The following is a 14,870-nucleotide window of genomic DNA, read 5'->3' on the forward strand; positions in this document are numbered from 1 at the left end:
TCAACCGGTCTTGTCGACATTCCAGAACAGCGGCACCGGCGCGCGGACGATGTCCTTCAGCGCCTTGCGCGTCGCGGCCGGTTGATTGTACTGCCCGGTCGGGACGTGGGTGACCACCTCGTAGGCGCGTGCCTGGATATTGTCGGCCAGCGCCTTCTGGTCCGGCGGCGCCGCGGTGCGGGCAAAGCTGTCGCGCAGCCGCTCGAGCTCGGCGTCCTCAACCCAGCCGAAGAAGCCGCCGTTCTTGCCTTTGCCGTTGACGCAGGCATTGCCGATCGGATTGACGAGGTCGGCGCTGGCCCAGGTCGAATGGTAGAGCGACCAGCCGCCCTCGGCCGGCATCGATTGCTTGGCGCGCCGCGCCACCACCGAACCCCAATCCATCGCCAGCAGGTTGACGTTCATGCCGATCGAGCGCAGCGCCTCGGCGGTGACCGTGCCGAGCGCGGTGATGATCGGGGCGTCGGTCGCGTGCAGGATCGTGATCGGTTCGCCCTTGTAGCCGCCCTGCTTGAGCAGCTCCCTGGCTTTCGCGGTGTCCGCCTTGGTCGACCATCCGACCGCGCTTTCGAACGGCGTGCCGGCGACGAAGATCGCCGGCGTGATCCTGTAGTAATCGGGATTGCCGATCTGGGTGTCGAGCCAGTCCTTCTGGTTCACCGCGTGCAGCACGGCCTGGCGGATCTCCGGCCGATCGAACGGCGGCACCAGCCAGTTCATCCGGCACATGCCGGAGAAACCCAGCGTGTTGTAATCGGTCAGCTCGACATTCGCAGCGCGCGCGAGTATCGGATGATGGTCGTGCGGCGGCACCTCGAAATAGTCGATCTCGTCGTTGACAAGCGCGTTGGTCGCGATCTGGAAGTCCGGCACACTGATCCATTCGTAGCGGCCGATCTTGACGACCTTGCCGCCGCCGGTGCCGTCGGATGGCTCGTCGCGCGAGACGTAGTCCGGATTCCTCTCGTAGGCCGCCTTGACGCCGGGCTGGAATTCCGCCGTCACGAAGCGGAACGGTCCGGAGCCGAGGTGATCGGTGATGGCCTGGTCGGCGGGCGTCGCGGCGATCCGCGCCGGCACGATGAAGGGCACGTTGGCGGTCGGCTTGCCGAGCGCCGCCAGCACGAAGCCGCACGGCTCCTTCAGCACCATGCGGAAGGTCCGCTCGTCGACCGCCTTCAGCTCGGCGACGAATTCGAACAGTTTCTGGCCCATCGTGTCGCGCCTGGCCCAGCGCTGCAGTGAGGGGATCACGTCGGCCGACGTCACCGCGCTGCCGTCGTGGAATGCGAGGCCGGGCCGCAGCCGGAAGGTGTAGGTCAGGCCGTCGGCGGAGACCTCCCAGGCCTCGACCATCTGCGGCTTGATCTCGAATTTCGAATTGGTCGAGAACAGCGTGTCGTAGATCATGTAGCCGTGGTTGCGCGCGGTCCACGCCGTCGTCGTGATCGGGTCCGTTGCGCGCAGCGGCGCGTGCATGACGGCCGTGATCGTCTTCGAACTGGCCCGCGCGATGCGCGGCATCGGAACGCCGAGGCTTGCTCCCGCACCGATCTGCAACAGACGGCGCCGATTGATCGATGGTCCCATGGTGTCCCCCTGTCGCAATCGGTCAGCTCTTGCCGGCAAGCCTGGCCGCGATCGCGCGATAGCCGCGCATCCACATGTGATCGAGATCGAGATCCATCGGCAGCGGCTGCGAGGAGACGCGTGCGATCACGGTCTCGTTGGCCGGATCGATGTAGATCCACTGGCCATGAATGCCGACCGCCGCAAACGCCGTTTCGCGCCGGTCGAGCGTGTACCACTTGTTGCGGTAATTGCCGTTTGGAAACACCTTCGTCAGGTCGCCGCGCGACCAGGCTTCAACATTGCCGTTCTGCCTGATGTCGTCGATCCACCAGCCAGGGACGACCTGTCGTCCGTTGCTGATGCCGTGATTGCGCATCATCTCGCCGAAGCGGGCGAGATCGCGCAGTGTCGCGCAGATGCCGCCGGCGACGCGGCCTGCGCCGCGTGAATCGACGGTGATGTAGGCATCGTGCTCGGCGCCCATCGGTTGCCACAGATAGTGCGAGAGGATTTTTGCGTAGGACAAGCCGCAGGCGCGTTCATAGACCCAGCCGAGCACATCGGTGTTGGTCGACACGTAGTGGAAGGTCTCTCCATGCGGTGCGCCGTTCGGCCGCAGCGTGCGCAGATAGTCGCGCAGATTGCTCGGCGGAATCGCCGGATCGGGCAGCTCCCAGCCGGTCGAGCGCCGGTAGTTCATGACGTCGCCGTCGCGCGCCATGTAATCCTCGTCGAAGCGGATGCCGACGCTCATGTCGAGCAGATGCCGCACCGTGCAGCTGCCGCCATAGACCGAGCCTTCCATCTCCGGGATGTAGCGCGTCACCGGAGCATCCGGATCGAGCTTGCCGTGATCGGCAAGGATGCCGCCGAGCGTTCCGGCGACCGACTTGCTGACGGAGAAGATCAGGTGCGGGGTATCGGGCGTGAGGCCATGGGCATACCATTCGAACGCGACCTGTCCGCGATGCGACACCACGATGCCGTCGGTGTGGCTGGCGCGCAGCGCCTCGCCGACGCCGACCGTCTCGCCGCGCGGGTTGGCGAAGCTGACGTCGTCGAGATAGCGCGGCGCAAAGGACAGCGGCGCCGGCGCCGCGGCGCGCGCGATATTCGCGGTGGGCAGCAATTCGCGGACATTGCGGAATGCCCACTCGCTGAAGGGATGCTGACGCCAGTTGGCGAGCGTGACCTGTTCGTCGGCCGCCGACGGGAAGGCAGCCATGATGCGACGCGAATTCATTCTTGATCCAGCAATGACATCGGATGATGTGCGAAAGTTCCGCATGGCTCGCGTCGCTCGCAATCAACCGGATGGTGGAGGGGGCCGCTGGGTTACTTCGGCGTAACCATTTCCCCGGATGCGCACTTCGTGCGCTTGGCCCGCAATTTGCTTGACTATGGCCCGCGGCTGCCCCAGCGTGACGGACATGCGACGCGCAGACGTTCGCCATCGGGAAACATCGGGGAGGTAGGTCATGATCGCGCTTCTGGGCCGACCGGATCCGGCAACCACGCAGGCCATTCAGTTCGCGCGCGGCATTCTCGAGGGGTCGGCGACCGCGTTCTACCAGGTCGACGGCAATTTGACCCTCAACCGCTTCGTGCTCAGCAGCAACGTGCCGCCGAGTTTCCACGACCAGTATCTTGCCGGCATGAACCGGCTCGATCCGCTGCATCCACGCTCGGCGAGCAACCGGCCGATTGCCCGGCTGAGTACAGCTCTCGACCAATGCGCGACCCAGGAGGCGGCGACCTACCGCGCCTTCGCCGGCCAATGCGGCGTCGCCGACATGATCGAGTTCTTCTTCCGCCGCAACGACCGCATCGTCGCCGGAATGAGCGTGCTGTGGGCGCCGGGCTGCGCGATCCCCGAGGGCAGCATGCACATCGCCGAGAAGATCCACGACTATCTCGAGTTCAACCTGACCAGCCGCCTGTCGTCGAATGCCGATGAGCCGGCGCGCTTTGGCCTGACCTCGCGCGAGATGGAAGTCGTCGAGCTGTTGTGCTGCGGCCGAACCAACCGCGAGATCGGCGAATGCCTGAACATCGGTCTCGCGACGGTGAAGACGCATCTGATCCATATCTTCGAGAAGCTCGGCGTCGAGACCCGCTCCGCGGTGGTGGCGATGATGTCGCGGCCGCATTGAGGCGCGGGCCGATTAGGGTCCGCGGTTCTTTCAGCACGTCGTCCTGGCGAAAAGCCCGGACCCCATAACCACCGCATTTGATCACGAACGGGATCGTGGCCCCAGCGTCGCGCAACAACTCCCATTTGGGGTAATGGGTCCTGGCTTTTCGCCGGGACGACACCGAATGTGTTGCACTGGCTGCGAGTCATACATCCGCGCTCTCGCGACATGATCTGTCCGGGCTTGCTCTTCGTTCCGCCCTCTCCTCAAACAGAGGGCGCAGGGAAAGCCGGGTGCCGACGCACGCAGCTTCCCGCCGACCGAAGTCATCTCGTGAGCAAGGCAATCGCCCATTCGCGGCTATGAGCCCACCTTGATCACCTGCGGCACTTTCCAGCTTCCGTCGATGATCGAGGGGGCAGTGTCCTTGGGCCAGTACATTCGCAGCATCAGGACAAAATCGCCCTTGGGCGCCGGCAGCCAGTTCGACTCCTTGTCAGCACCGGGCGACTCGTTCCGGAAGTAGAGGGTCAGCGAGCCGTCCGGATTGAACTTCGGATTGTCGCGCATGCTGACGGTGAACCTGTTCAGCGGATTGGGAACGAACCACCAGCCCTGGTCGATCATGTACATGGTGAACGACCAGAAGCCGTTGACGGGCGGTGTCGCATCCTTTGCAAACGTCAATGTGTATTTGTTCGCACCGCTCAGCTTTTGTCCTGTCGAGTCCTTCTCGGTATTCGGATAGACCGCATCACGCTCCTGATTTGCGGGCCAACCGAAGGCCGCCACCACCGCACGCTTCATGTAATCGGAGGGACCGTAGGTGCCGAGCCCCTTCGTGATCGACCAGCCGTCGACGATCCCACCCAGATTCTCCTTAGTTGGCCTCGATTCTCTTCAGAGCGATATTGGGGATGTCTTTCAGCGCTTCCTGTACTGCCGGATCGAGCTTGCTCATCTCGAACGGCTTGCCGGGCCCGATCCCGATCTTCGCCATGCTTGCGAGCATCGGTGCATCTGCCGCGGCGGCAGGCACCGTAGAAGCCATGAGCTTGGCCATCAGATTGAAGTACCCCTCCGTTCCCATGGCAAGAATGACCGTCTGCGGCTTGTCGGTCATGCTGAAGCCCGAAGGCGAATATCGGCAAGAACCGTTCGAGTTCAGCTTTGGGCCATTGGCGGAGATTGATTGGCCTTCCGCGTTCTTCGGAAAACGGAGTAGGCTACGCCTATGCCGTCCGTGTCCAATTGTTGTGGAGGGACAGGCCATGAAACTTCGCCGCCGAAATTCTCCGCATCTCGCCGCGGGGGCCGGCCAGATGTGTTCTCGCCGCCGCAGAAGGAGGCTCTCATTTCCGCGCGCAAAATTTCGCGTTGACGGTCCGAACCAGGACAGGAGAACCAGACATGGCCGCCTTTCAAGAGGTTTTCCGCCGCTCCGGCATCGATGAGCGCCGCAGCCCACCGGGGATGGTGGTGCCGTTCGGGGGCTCCAACATCGTTGCGCTGATCGACCCCGGAAGAAAGCTCAAGGTCGATCCTAACCCTCATGCCCTCGGGATCAAGGAGATCGATGGCGCCGATACCCTTAGACGCGTCATGCAAGCCAGAGAAACTTTCTCCGAACCCGATGTCGATCCGCAGCCGAGGGCGGCGTCACTTCCCGCCACCTTCAATGGCGATGCACGGTTCTTCGAAATCAGTGGCCGGATTAAGCCGATTGGCTTTCCCGGCCTGGAGGTGGTGGCTCGGTCGGCCGGCCGGAAGATCGAAGCCAAGCTCCATGTCGCCGTGCTGCCAGAAATCAAGATTAAGGTGGCGTTCCGCAATGTCATGGTTCCGGGGAGCGGCAGCGCTCCGGCGTTTCACGCCAAGAAGCCCTGCAACGAGCAAGATGAACTGCTGACGATGAACAATATATGGCGGCCGCAGGCCAACATCCGTTTCGAGCGGGTGCCAAGCGACTGGCTGGTCATCGACGACTCGCAGGCTGCCGTCAAGCAGGAGCTCGCCAATGCCACTGGCATGAAGGATGCGAGCCTGGCGACCTTCCCCGATGTGATCGAGGTCGAAAAGCTGAAGAGCTTCTTCGTCAAACACAAAGTTCAGGGCGCCCATCTAACCATTTTCTGCGTCGATAAACTTTTGTCCAATGGCTCCTTCCCCAATGGTTCATTTGCTCGATCGTTGGACCTTGCCTTCATCTGCTCGCAACGCGGGCCTAACACGTCTGCCCATGAAGCCGGGCATTTTCTCGGCTCCTACTCGAAGAGCGCGAGCAAACCTTGGGACAGCCAAGGCCACACGCTGGAGACCGATCCGAAAACGGGAAAAGAAAACAGGGCGGAAGACATCAAGATGCTGATGCGCGCGGGAGGCGCCGGGTGGAAAATTCCGTTCAATCTCGTCAAGGAGTTCCGCGACTTCCCCGGCTAGCATCCGAAGATCCGACAGAAGCTGGAAATCACTCCAGGCGTCGAATGTCGCCATGACTGGGTTTTGCATTCAAATTCGTCCTCATCGATGTCCTCAGTTGGACTTAGCCAATGTGCTTGCGCAGTTTGAGCACCTGTGCACTGACACGGGGACATCATACCGCGCCGTGATGTCTGCTCTGGGCCAGGTGACTTCCGCTTAATGTCTTTTGCCGGCCAACGCGATGAGGAATGCCTTTGATGTCGTCAGCGGGATGGGAGGCTCTCCGGCAGTGGGGTGAAGACGTAACTCGCATCGAACCGCTCGCTGGCGGAGTCGCCAACGACGTGTGGAGCGTGCGCGTTCAGGGGCACCGCGCGGTCGGTCGTCTCGGTACGAGGCGCGACGATGATCTCGCGTGGGAGACCGCGCTCCTCCAATACCTCGATCGTGAAGGTCTGACCGTGCCGGTGCCGATCCCGACGATGGACGGCCGGCTGTTCGCGGACGGTCTGGTGGTGATGACATATGTGGAGGGCGGACCGCCCGAGACGGAGGCCGACTGGCGTCGCGCGGCCGACACGCTCCGCCAGCTGCATCGGTTGACGCAGCACTGGCCGCAGCGCCCGGGCTGGCGATCGTCGACCGACCTGCTGCACGCCGAGACCGGGACGAAGATCGACCTCGGCGCGATGCCGCCTGAGGGCGTTGCCCGATGCCGAGCCGCGTGGGCGCGGCTCGCCGGACGTCAGACCTGCGTCGTTCACGGCGACCCCAACCCGCGCAACATCCGCGTGACCGCAGATCGGGTCGCGCTGATCGACTGGGACGAGTCGCATGTCGACGTCCCCGACCTCGACCTGGTGCTGCCCCACAACGCTGCCGGTCTCGACGGCGGCGCGCACGACATCGCCGCGCAAGCGTCTGCCGCGTGGGAGGCCGCCGTCTGCTGGGACGACGCCTACGCGATCAAGCGGCTTGCCGAGATTCGAGCGGTCTAAAGCACGATCCGGAAAAGTGCGAAGCGGTTTTCCCTCGCGACAAACGCGGGACGCGTTTGCGCGGAGATCATGCTCAAACAAAGAGCTAAAGCGCGACGACGATTCAACCTAATCACATCGCGCTTTAGAGAAGCCGGCGGAGCCCACCCGTCAGGCGACAGGGTCCGCATCGGCGGACGCCAGTAGCAATTCCTTTGACTTGCGCGAGATCAGGCGGGCCAGCTCGCTCTGCCTGTAGGTCTCGACGAACTTGACGGCGAAGCCGTTCGGCAAATGCCGGACCACCCGCCCGACGCAGGCGCCGATCGCAAGCGGCATGCCGACCGGCGGCTGCGCCTCGGAGGAGACCGCCGCGCCCGACAGCGACATGTCGATGATGAAGCAGCTCTGGATGGTGCCGTCCGCCAGCGTCAACATGGCGTGCGGCGCGACCGGAACGAAGCGCGGATTATTGCGCGCCTCGCGGATACTCGGATCCTTTTGCTTCTTCTCGATCCAGGTCAGCTTGTCGGCGAACTTCTCACGCATGGCATGCGTCATCTCGAGTTCGAGCAGGAAGCTGCCGCTCATGGTGTCGGTGATGCAGCCGTCGAACTTGCCGAACTCCTCGAAATACGAGGTCAGCCGGTCGCCGACCTTGCCGACGACGGGCACGTCCACGATCATCCGGAACGGCGAGACGCGCGTGGTGCGGCAGGCGAAGGTGCGCAATCTGCCCTGGGCATCGTACCAGTTCGGCAACGTGTAGCTGCCGTTGACGGCGATCTTGACCGCGCGTTGCTTGAGAAATTTTTCGACGGACACGACTGAACCTCGCCCGAGGCGATGGGAGTGCACGGAGGGCTGGATTGACCGGCTTCACTGCCGGTCCGGTGGTGGGGAAGTCCGCTACCGACGCGATGGCGGCGGGGAGCCGCGGCACGCATCCCAGCGCGTGGCGGAATGGTCCTGGCGCGCAGGTGCGTACATCCATACCGTCGAAAAACTAGCAAAAAGTTAAACCGGGACGGAGCGCCGGCGGCGCACTCTAAGGCGCAACCGTTGCGCGTCCGTTTATTTTGCGAACCGTACAACTACCGGGAGAGTTACCGCCCTGCAATGCAATCGCGCCGTGCTCCAAACCGCCTGCCCCGGCTGTCGGCCGGGTGCTAGCGTTCGCCGAAATCAGACCGGACCCCTCATATGCCAAACATGTCGAACAAATCGCTTGCCGACGGCAAGATCCTGCAAGACGTCGTCGACGGCGTCGGCGTCATCACCTTCAACAATCCCGACAAGCGCAATGCGATGTCGCTGGAGATGTGGGAGGGGCTCGGCGAGGCGCTGAGGGCGTTGCGCGACGATCCGGCCGTCCGCGTCGTGATCCTGGTCGGCGCCGGCGACAAGGCCTTCGTATCGGGTGCCGATATCAGCCAGTTCGAGAAGACCAGGCACAACGCCGAGGCCTCCGAGGAATATTCACGGCGCAGCGCCGCCCAGCGCGCCCTGCTCGCCGACTATCCGAAGCCGACCATCGCCTGCATCCGCGGCTTCTGCCTCGGCGGCGGCATGCAGGTCGCGATGCTGACCGATATCCGCATCTCAGGCGCCAGCGGCCAGTTCGGCATTCCCGCCGCCAAGCTCGGCATCGCCTATGGCTATGACGGGCTGCGCCACCTGGTGTCGCTGGTCGGCCCGTCCTGGGCGCGGCTGATCATGTATACCGGCATGCGGATCGACTCCGCCGAGGCGCTGCGGATCGGCCTCGTCGATCGCGTGCTGCCGGACGCCGAGCTCTGGGACGCGACCATGGAGATCGCGCGCACCATTTCGGGCAACGCGCCGCTGGCGATCAAGGCCGCCAAGATCACCATAGCGCAGGTGCTGAAGGATCCCGCCGATCGCGACATGGCCGCGATCAGGCAGATCGGCATCGAATGCATGGACAGCGCGGACTTCCGCGAAGGCCGCAGCGCCTTCATGGAGAAGCGCAAGCCGCAGTTCAAGGGCCGGTAGCGGCGTCCTCATCCGCACCTGTCATCGCCCGATTCGATCCGGGACGATCCAGTACGCCGCGGCCCATCGGCTCAAGCATGATCACCTCTGGAATACCGGATCACCCGCATGCGCATGCGCGAGTGATGACACCGGGTGGTCACTGAGTTATTTCCGTATAACGGAATATTACCCGCCGATTTGCCCGACGCGTCAAGTTGCCCGGTCGAACCCCCGCCGCCGCCGGCTACTTTGCATGGGGTTGTTTTCGATATTTTGGCAGTGCGCTCGCGATTGACCTGCCCGCTACTTTTTCTCGCTGACGGGCACCGTGTAGTTCAGGATCAACCGACCGCCGTCGGGATAGATGGTCTGGCCGGTGATATAGGAGGCATCGTCGCTGGCCAGGAATGCCACAACGGAGGCGACCTCGCTCGGCTCGCCGCAGCGGCCGGCCGGCGTGCGCGACAGCACGCTGCGCCGCGCATCCTCGGACGAGAAGATCGCCGTCGCCACCATCTCGGTCAGGATCGTGCCGGGTCCGACCGCCACGACGCGAATGCCGTGCGGCGCCAGCGCCACGGCGGCGACCGAGGTAAGCTGCTTCATCGCGCCCTTGGACATCGCATAGGTCGCGAGCGAGGGGATCGCGAGCAGCGCGTTGACCGAGGACATGTTGACGACGACGCCGCCACCGCCCTGCGCGATCATCTGGCGCGCGGCGGCCTGGACGCCGAAGAAGGCGCCCTTGAGATTGATCCCCATGACGTCGTCGAATTCGGCTTCGCTGATATCGAGGAAGTCGCGGTTGCGCGCGACGCCGGCATTGTTGACCATGACGTCGAGCCGGCCGAACTCCTTCACCGCGGTCGCGACAATGCGATCGACATCGGCGCGCTTGCTGACGTCGGCCTCGACCGCCCGCAGCTGATCGATATGTCCGAGTTCCTGGGCGGTGTGGACGAGCCCTGCAGCGTCGACATCCGAGATGACGACCCTGGCGCCGTCGGACAGGAAGCGCGCCGCGCAGGCCTTGCCGATGCCGCGTGCCGCGCCGGTGATGGCGACGACCTTGCCGGAATTCTTCATGGGAGTGCCTCCAGAACAACCTGTTCACCGAGCAATAGCGCATTGCGCGTCGGCAGGGAACGCGGCGGATTCTCCGGACGAGACCTCAGGACTTCATGCGCGCGAGAATCCGGTCGGCCTCGGTACGCCAGTCGTCGGCGCTGCGGGCGAAGTCCGGCGTTCCTCTGGGTTCGAACACGCCCTCATCGGCAAGGTCGGCGATCCAGCCCTGCCGCTCGGCAGTGCCGGAGGCAGACCAAGGCGTCAGCCCGGCCTCGCGCACGGTCTCGGCCACCTCTCGATCACCATGGCCTCCAGCCCCGAGATTGTCATCAGTTCAGGTCCCGTGTTGTGTCGTCGAACAGTTCGTCGACCGTGACGCGCCGGGGGACCAACGCCTGCTGCACGCAATAGTCGATCATCAGTTCGAGCGGCTTGCGGTTTGCCGCGACGCGCGCATCCATGCCCCGGTCGTGGTCGTGAACGAGCGGATGCCGACCCGCTTGCCTTCGAGTTCGGCGGGCACGAGCGTGCCGCGGTCGGCGCGACACAGCGCGTGGCCGTGCTGGAAGCGGCCGACCATCGTCGCCGGCAGCAGCACCAGCGGTTTGCCGTGCGCCCTTGCCATCAGATAGGTCACAATCGCCATCTCGCAGACGTCGAATGCCTGCTCGCGCACCATCGGCTTGAACGCGGCGTTGGTCGGCGTGAATTCGGTGAAGTCGAGATCGAACAGGTCGGAGCGAAGCTCACCGTTCTTCACCGCCCGGATGTGCGGATGATTGCCGAGCACGGCGCGTAGCCGAAGTTTCGCCATCGCGACAGGCTCCGGACGCTCAGGTCACCACTCGCCCTGGATTTGCGCCCGGCGCCATGCGCGGCGCGGGCGCCCCTGCGTCGAGCGGCGCGGCCTGCAACGCGGCGACGGTGGCACGCACCAGTTCCTCTATGGCGTGGCCAGCATCGGTGCCGTCGGCGCTGCCGCGCGACAGCCGCGAGACGCGCTCCGGCGTCACCAGCGTGTAGTAGAGCGCGCCGAGCAGGAAGTGGCTGCGCCAGACCAGATCGGTACGCGGAATATGCGGCAGGCTTTCATGGATCGCGTCGATGAAGGCATGGCTGGTGTCGTCGAAGGTCTGCGCGATGATCTTGCGCACGACCTCATTGCCCTCGGCCGACATGATCGCACGCAACCGCGTGAACCGCGTTCCGCCGCCGGCAAGATCGCTGCCGGACGTAAAGGCCGGCAGCACATAGGCGCGCACGATCGCCTCGAGCCGGTCCTGCAGATCGCGCACCCGCCGCGCCGCCGCCAAAAGCTCGGAGCGCCGGCGGTTCATCGGGCCGCAATGGCGCCGATAGATTTCCAGCAACAGGCCGTCCTTGGTCCTGAAATGATAGGTCACGCTGCCTGGATTGGCGCCGGCGGCCTGCGCGATATCGCGCACCGAGACGGCGTTGAAGCCGTAGGTCGAGAACAATTCCTCCGCCGCGGCGAGGATCGCCTCGCGCATGTTCGGCTTGCGGGTGCCGGCGGCGGCCTTCACGCCAGACCTGGCAGGTTTGCGGACCATATTTGTACTATCGTCCAAATAATCCGGTCGCGTCAACAACGCCGCGCGGCGCGCATCCGTCAGGATAGTTTGACGTCAGGCTCGGCACGACCGCGCGCGGCGGCCTCGAGCAGGAACGTCCGGCCATGCTCGGGATCGGCCGCACGCTGCGCCTCATCCATGTCCTGCCAGGCCGAGGTGACCAGCACGCGCGAGAAGTCGCGGCCGACGAATGCCGGGCAGCTCGATTGCCTCGCCGGTACGCGCAGCGAACGCAGATGCCGGCCGGCGGGATCGTAAACGTCGACGCAACCGCCGCCCCAGCGCGCGTTCCAGATCATCCCGTCGGCATCGATGATCGCGCCGTCGAGCCCGCCACGGCCTCGATGCCTGATCAATTCGGCGGCCTCGCCGACCGGCAGTCCTGTTGATGGATCGAGCGGCACGCGATGCAGCACGTTGGTCGCGGTATCGGCGAAATAGCCGATGTCGCCCGCGGGCGAAAAGCAGATCGCATTGGGGATGGTGATCCCGCGATACAGCCGCACGATGCGGCTGCGGTGCAGCGCATAGATCGCACCGGCGCCCTGCTCGGCATAGCGCCCCATGGTGCCGAGCCAGAACGTGCCCGACGGATGCACACGCGCGTCGTTGGAGCGCGTCAGCGGATTGTCGGCCTCCAGCGCGGCGAACAGCTCCAGGCGGCCGTCGGCAATGTACCGTACATAAAGTCCATCCTCGGTGAGGATCAGCTGCCGCTCGCCGTCGATCCGCGCCAGCGCGCTCGCCATTTTCGGCAACTCATGGATCATAGTGCTGCCACATGTAAATCGATGCTCGAACAGGCGGCGCTCGCGGATGTCGAACCACCAGGCGGTGTCGGTCGCCGCATCATAGGTCGGGCCTTCGCCGAGATGGCAACGCTCCGCCGACAGCACCGATGTCGGCACCTCTTCCATCAGCGGCCCGGCGGCACGGTCGGTCATGGCGTCACTCACGCGGTTGAGAAGCGGTAGACGATGCTGCGCCGATAGAGCTGCCCCGGATCGAGCCGCGCCGACGGGAAGTCGGGCCGGTTCGGCGTATCAGGCCAGGCATGCGGCTCCAGACAGAGCGCGTCGGATTGCCGGTACAGACGACCGCCCTTGCCGGCGGTCGAGCCGTCGAGGAAATTGCCGGAATAGAACTGCAATCCCGGCTGATCGGTGAACAACTCCATCACGCGGCCGCTGTGCGGCGCCTCAAGGCGCGCAGCAAGGCGAAGGTCCATCCCCGAGGCCAGGCAGAAATTGTGGTCATAGCCGCGCCCGAGCCGCAGCTGCTCGTCATTCATCCTGATCCGCGCACCAATGGCCGTGGGCTCGCGGAAGTCGAACGGCGTACCGTCGACCTGCCGCGGCGGCTCGTGGAGCGGGATCGCCGTGGCGTCCACCGCGAGGAAATGGTCGGAGACGATCGTCAGGCGATGATCGAGGATCTGCATGCCCGAGCGCGCACCCTCGAGATTGAAGAAGCTGTGATTGGTGAGGTTGAGGCAGGTCGGCCGGTCGGTCGTCGCCTCGTAGGTGACCGAGAGCTCCATCGGGTTGCGCACGCTGTAGGTCACCCGCGTCTGAAGGTTGCCGGGATAGCCCTCCTCGCCATGCGGGCTCTCGCGCGCCAGCACCAGCACCGGCCCCGGATCGTCCGATAGTTCGACGATCCGCCACAGCTTGCGATCAAAGCCCTGCAGGCCGCCGTGCAGCGCGTTTGGACCGTTGTTGGCGTCGAGCTGCACGGTCTCGCCATCGAGCACGAAGCGCGCGCCGGCGATCCGGTTGGCGTAACGGCCGACCGTCGCACCGAAGAACTTGCGCTGTGCGAGATAGCCCTCGAGCTCATCGTGGCCAAGCACGATGTCGTCGCAATCCCCCTCACGATCCGGCGCAAGCAGCGCCTGCAGTGTGGCGCCGAAGGGAAGGATGGCGGCCTCAAAACCGTGTTCGCCGCGCAAGATCACGCGCTCGACCACGGTGCCGTCGTGCAACGTGCCGAAGGGGGCGCGACCGATGCTGGCTGATGTCATTGTCAGTCCTCGAACGCCTCGACGAGGCGCCGTCGCCCCAGCATGAAGCTATCGGCGACAAGCCGCAAGGGTGCGAGATCGACATCGGATTTTCCTTCCGAGGCCAGCGCGACGAAACGGCGGTACAGCGCGGGATATTCGTCATCCGGCGCATCGACCACCAGCCTGTTGCCATCGCGCAGCTGCCTTCCACCTTTCGACAGCGTCACAGGTCCGGCATCAGTCTCGCACAGGATGTCCCAGCTCGGCGATCCGGTCTGGCGGAAATCGAATTCGGCATGGATTGGCAAGCCGCTCGCGTCGGAGAGTTCGATCTCTGCCGCAATCGGCGCCTCGCGATTGGAGGGAAAGTCCAACGTCGCGCTTCTGATGAAGACCGCACGCGGCAGGATCTCGGTCAGGATCGACAGCGCGTTGATGCCGGGATCGAACACGCCGAAGCCACCCGCCTCGAAGATCCAGGCCTGGCCCGGGTGCCAGACGCGCACGTCTTCCTTCCAGATGATGGTCACCTTGTTGATGGTGCGACTCGCGAGCAATTGCCGCGCAGGGCCGACCGCGGCCGCATAGCGCGAATGCCATGTGGCAAACAATGTCCGGCCCGCCTCCTGCGCGGTCGCGATCAGCGGCGTGAGTTCGCTTACCGTCGTGCCCGGCGGCTTCTCCAGCAGCACGTGCTTGCCCGACGCGAGCGCGGCGGAGGCCTGCGCGTGGCGCATCTGCGCTGGCGTACACAGCGCGACCGCGTCGATCTCCGGCCCGTCGCACAACAGCTCCTGCAAATCGCGGAAATGCGGCAAGCCGGGCGGGGTCTTGACGGGATCAGCCACCGCAACGAGAGCCACGCTTGACGCCTTCGCGATCGCAGGCACGTGCTGCCGGCACGCGATCTCGCCATAACCGACGATGGCGATGCGAAGCAGGTCACTCATGGCCGTCCTCGCGTTGCGGTCCACCTGGCCGGCTGAAGCCGCCAGGCAGAATCATAAGCCAGCGCCGAATACCAACGGCATGATGTGATTTTGGTTGCGGACACGCAAGTCCACGACGCTCTGTTGCGGCCTCGCGGCCGAGGCATCGGCTT

At 64.5% G+C, this 14,870-nt stretch carries 16 protein-coding genes and 1 pseudogene; 4 read left to right on the forward strand and 13 right to left on the reverse strand.

Annotated elements, in window-relative coordinates:
• Both E2I15_RS18675 and E2I15_RS18680 read right to left on the reverse strand, forming a co-directional pair.
• Positions 1-1,590 (reverse strand): ABC transporter substrate-binding protein, encoded by a 1,590-nt coding sequence (locus E2I15_RS18675; protein ID WP_137476255.1) that lies wholly within the window; start codon positions 1,588-1,590, stop codon positions 1-3.
• A 22-nt stretch (positions 1,591-1,612) separates the two neighbouring features.
• A complete protein-coding gene (locus tag E2I15_RS18680; protein ID WP_137476254.1) occupies positions 1,613-2,815 on the reverse strand; it encodes a serine hydrolase domain-containing protein in 1,203 nt (400 codons plus the stop codon).
• Between the two features lie 235 nt (positions 2,816-3,050).
• Between E2I15_RS18680 and E2I15_RS18685 the strand changes: the two genes are divergently transcribed.
• On the forward strand, positions 3,051-3,725 hold the full coding sequence (locus E2I15_RS18685; RefSeq protein ID WP_137476253.1) for a helix-turn-helix transcriptional regulator: 675 nt from the start codon (positions 3,051-3,053) through the stop codon (positions 3,723-3,725).
• Positions 3,726-4,067: 342 nt separating this feature from the next.
• Here the strand turns inward: E2I15_RS18685 and E2I15_RS39255 are convergent, their stop codons facing one another.
• Together E2I15_RS39255 and E2I15_RS39260 are read right to left on the reverse strand one after the other, a co-directional pair.
• Positions 4,068-4,514, reverse strand: coding sequence for a DUF1214 domain-containing protein (locus tag E2I15_RS39255; protein ID WP_246668430.1), 447 nt, complete (start codon positions 4,512-4,514; stop codon positions 4,068-4,070).
• Positions 4,515-4,587: 73 nt separating this feature from the next.
• Positions 4,588-4,830: a hypothetical protein gene (locus E2I15_RS39260; protein ID WP_246668431.1), complete on the reverse strand. Its 243-nt coding sequence runs from the start codon at positions 4,828-4,830 to the stop codon at positions 4,588-4,590.
• Positions 4,831-5,117: 287 nt separating this feature from the next.
• Between E2I15_RS39260 and E2I15_RS18695 the strand changes: the two genes are divergently transcribed.
• Complete coding sequence (locus E2I15_RS18695) at positions 5,118-6,146, forward strand: hypothetical protein (protein WP_137483516.1); 1,029 nt, start codon at positions 5,118-5,120, stop codon at positions 6,144-6,146.
• A gap of 239 nt (positions 6,147-6,385) precedes the next feature.
• Positions 6,386-7,126: a phosphotransferase enzyme family protein gene (locus E2I15_RS18700; protein ID WP_137483517.1), complete on the forward strand. Its 741-nt coding sequence runs from the start codon at positions 6,386-6,388 to the stop codon at positions 7,124-7,126.
• 150 nt (positions 7,127-7,276) lie between these two features.
• On the opposite strand, the gene E2I15_RS18705 is transcribed toward E2I15_RS18700, so the two are convergent.
• Positions 7,277-7,930 (reverse strand): PilZ domain-containing protein, encoded by a 654-nt coding sequence (locus tag E2I15_RS18705; protein ID WP_137483814.1) that lies wholly within the window; start codon positions 7,928-7,930, stop codon positions 7,277-7,279.
• 378 nt (positions 7,931-8,308) lie between these two features.
• Between E2I15_RS18705 and E2I15_RS18710 the strand changes: the two genes are divergently transcribed.
• On the forward strand, positions 8,309-9,121 hold the full coding sequence (locus E2I15_RS18710) for an enoyl-CoA hydratase (RefSeq protein ID WP_137483813.1): 813 nt from the start codon (positions 8,309-8,311) through the stop codon (positions 9,119-9,121).
• Between the two features lie 285 nt (positions 9,122-9,406).
• Here E2I15_RS18710 and E2I15_RS18715 read toward each other — a convergent pair whose 3' ends face one another.
• From E2I15_RS18715 to E2I15_RS18745, 8 genes and pseudogenes are all read right to left on the reverse strand, one after another.
• On the reverse strand, positions 9,407-10,189 hold the full coding sequence (locus E2I15_RS18715) for an SDR family NAD(P)-dependent oxidoreductase (RefSeq protein ID WP_028333266.1): 783 nt from the start codon (positions 10,187-10,189) through the stop codon (positions 9,407-9,409).
• Between the two features lie 85 nt (positions 10,190-10,274).
• A pseudogene (locus tag E2I15_RS18720) lies at positions 10,275-10,469 on the reverse strand (NAD(P)-dependent oxidoreductase); the annotation flags it as partial.
• 31 nt (positions 10,470-10,500) lie between these two features.
• Positions 10,501-10,632: a hypothetical protein gene (locus E2I15_RS39565; protein ID WP_276487545.1), complete on the reverse strand. Its 132-nt coding sequence runs from the start codon at positions 10,630-10,632 to the stop codon at positions 10,501-10,503.
• On the reverse strand, positions 10,590-10,985 hold the full coding sequence (locus tag E2I15_RS18725; protein WP_246668457.1) for a substrate-binding domain-containing protein: 396 nt from the start codon (positions 10,983-10,985) through the stop codon (positions 10,590-10,592). The genes E2I15_RS39565 and E2I15_RS18725 overlap by 43 nt, the downstream gene beginning before the upstream one ends.
• Positions 10,986-11,004: 19 nt before the next feature.
• Complete coding sequence (locus E2I15_RS18730; RefSeq protein ID WP_137483812.1) at positions 11,005-11,742, reverse strand: TetR/AcrR family transcriptional regulator; 738 nt, start codon at positions 11,740-11,742, stop codon at positions 11,005-11,007.
• Positions 11,743-11,801: 59 nt separating this feature from the next.
• Positions 11,802-12,680: an SMP-30/gluconolactonase/LRE family protein gene (locus E2I15_RS18735; protein ID WP_137483827.1), complete on the reverse strand. Its 879-nt coding sequence runs from the start codon at positions 12,678-12,680 to the stop codon at positions 11,802-11,804.
• A 35-nt stretch (positions 12,681-12,715) separates the two neighbouring features.
• A complete protein-coding gene (locus E2I15_RS18740) occupies positions 12,716-13,786 on the reverse strand; it encodes an aldose epimerase family protein (protein ID WP_137483811.1) in 1,071 nt (356 codons plus the stop codon).
• A gap of 2 nt (positions 13,787-13,788) precedes the next feature.
• Positions 13,789-14,718 (reverse strand): Gfo/Idh/MocA family protein, encoded by a 930-nt coding sequence (locus E2I15_RS18745; protein ID WP_155262424.1) that lies wholly within the window; start codon positions 14,716-14,718, stop codon positions 13,789-13,791.
• Positions 14,719-14,870: the final 152 nt, after the last annotated feature.

It is taken from the genome of Bradyrhizobium sp. BR2003 (assembly GCF_009720285.1).
Lineage (GTDB): Bacteria > Pseudomonadota > Alphaproteobacteria > Rhizobiales > Xanthobacteraceae > Bradyrhizobium > Bradyrhizobium elkanii.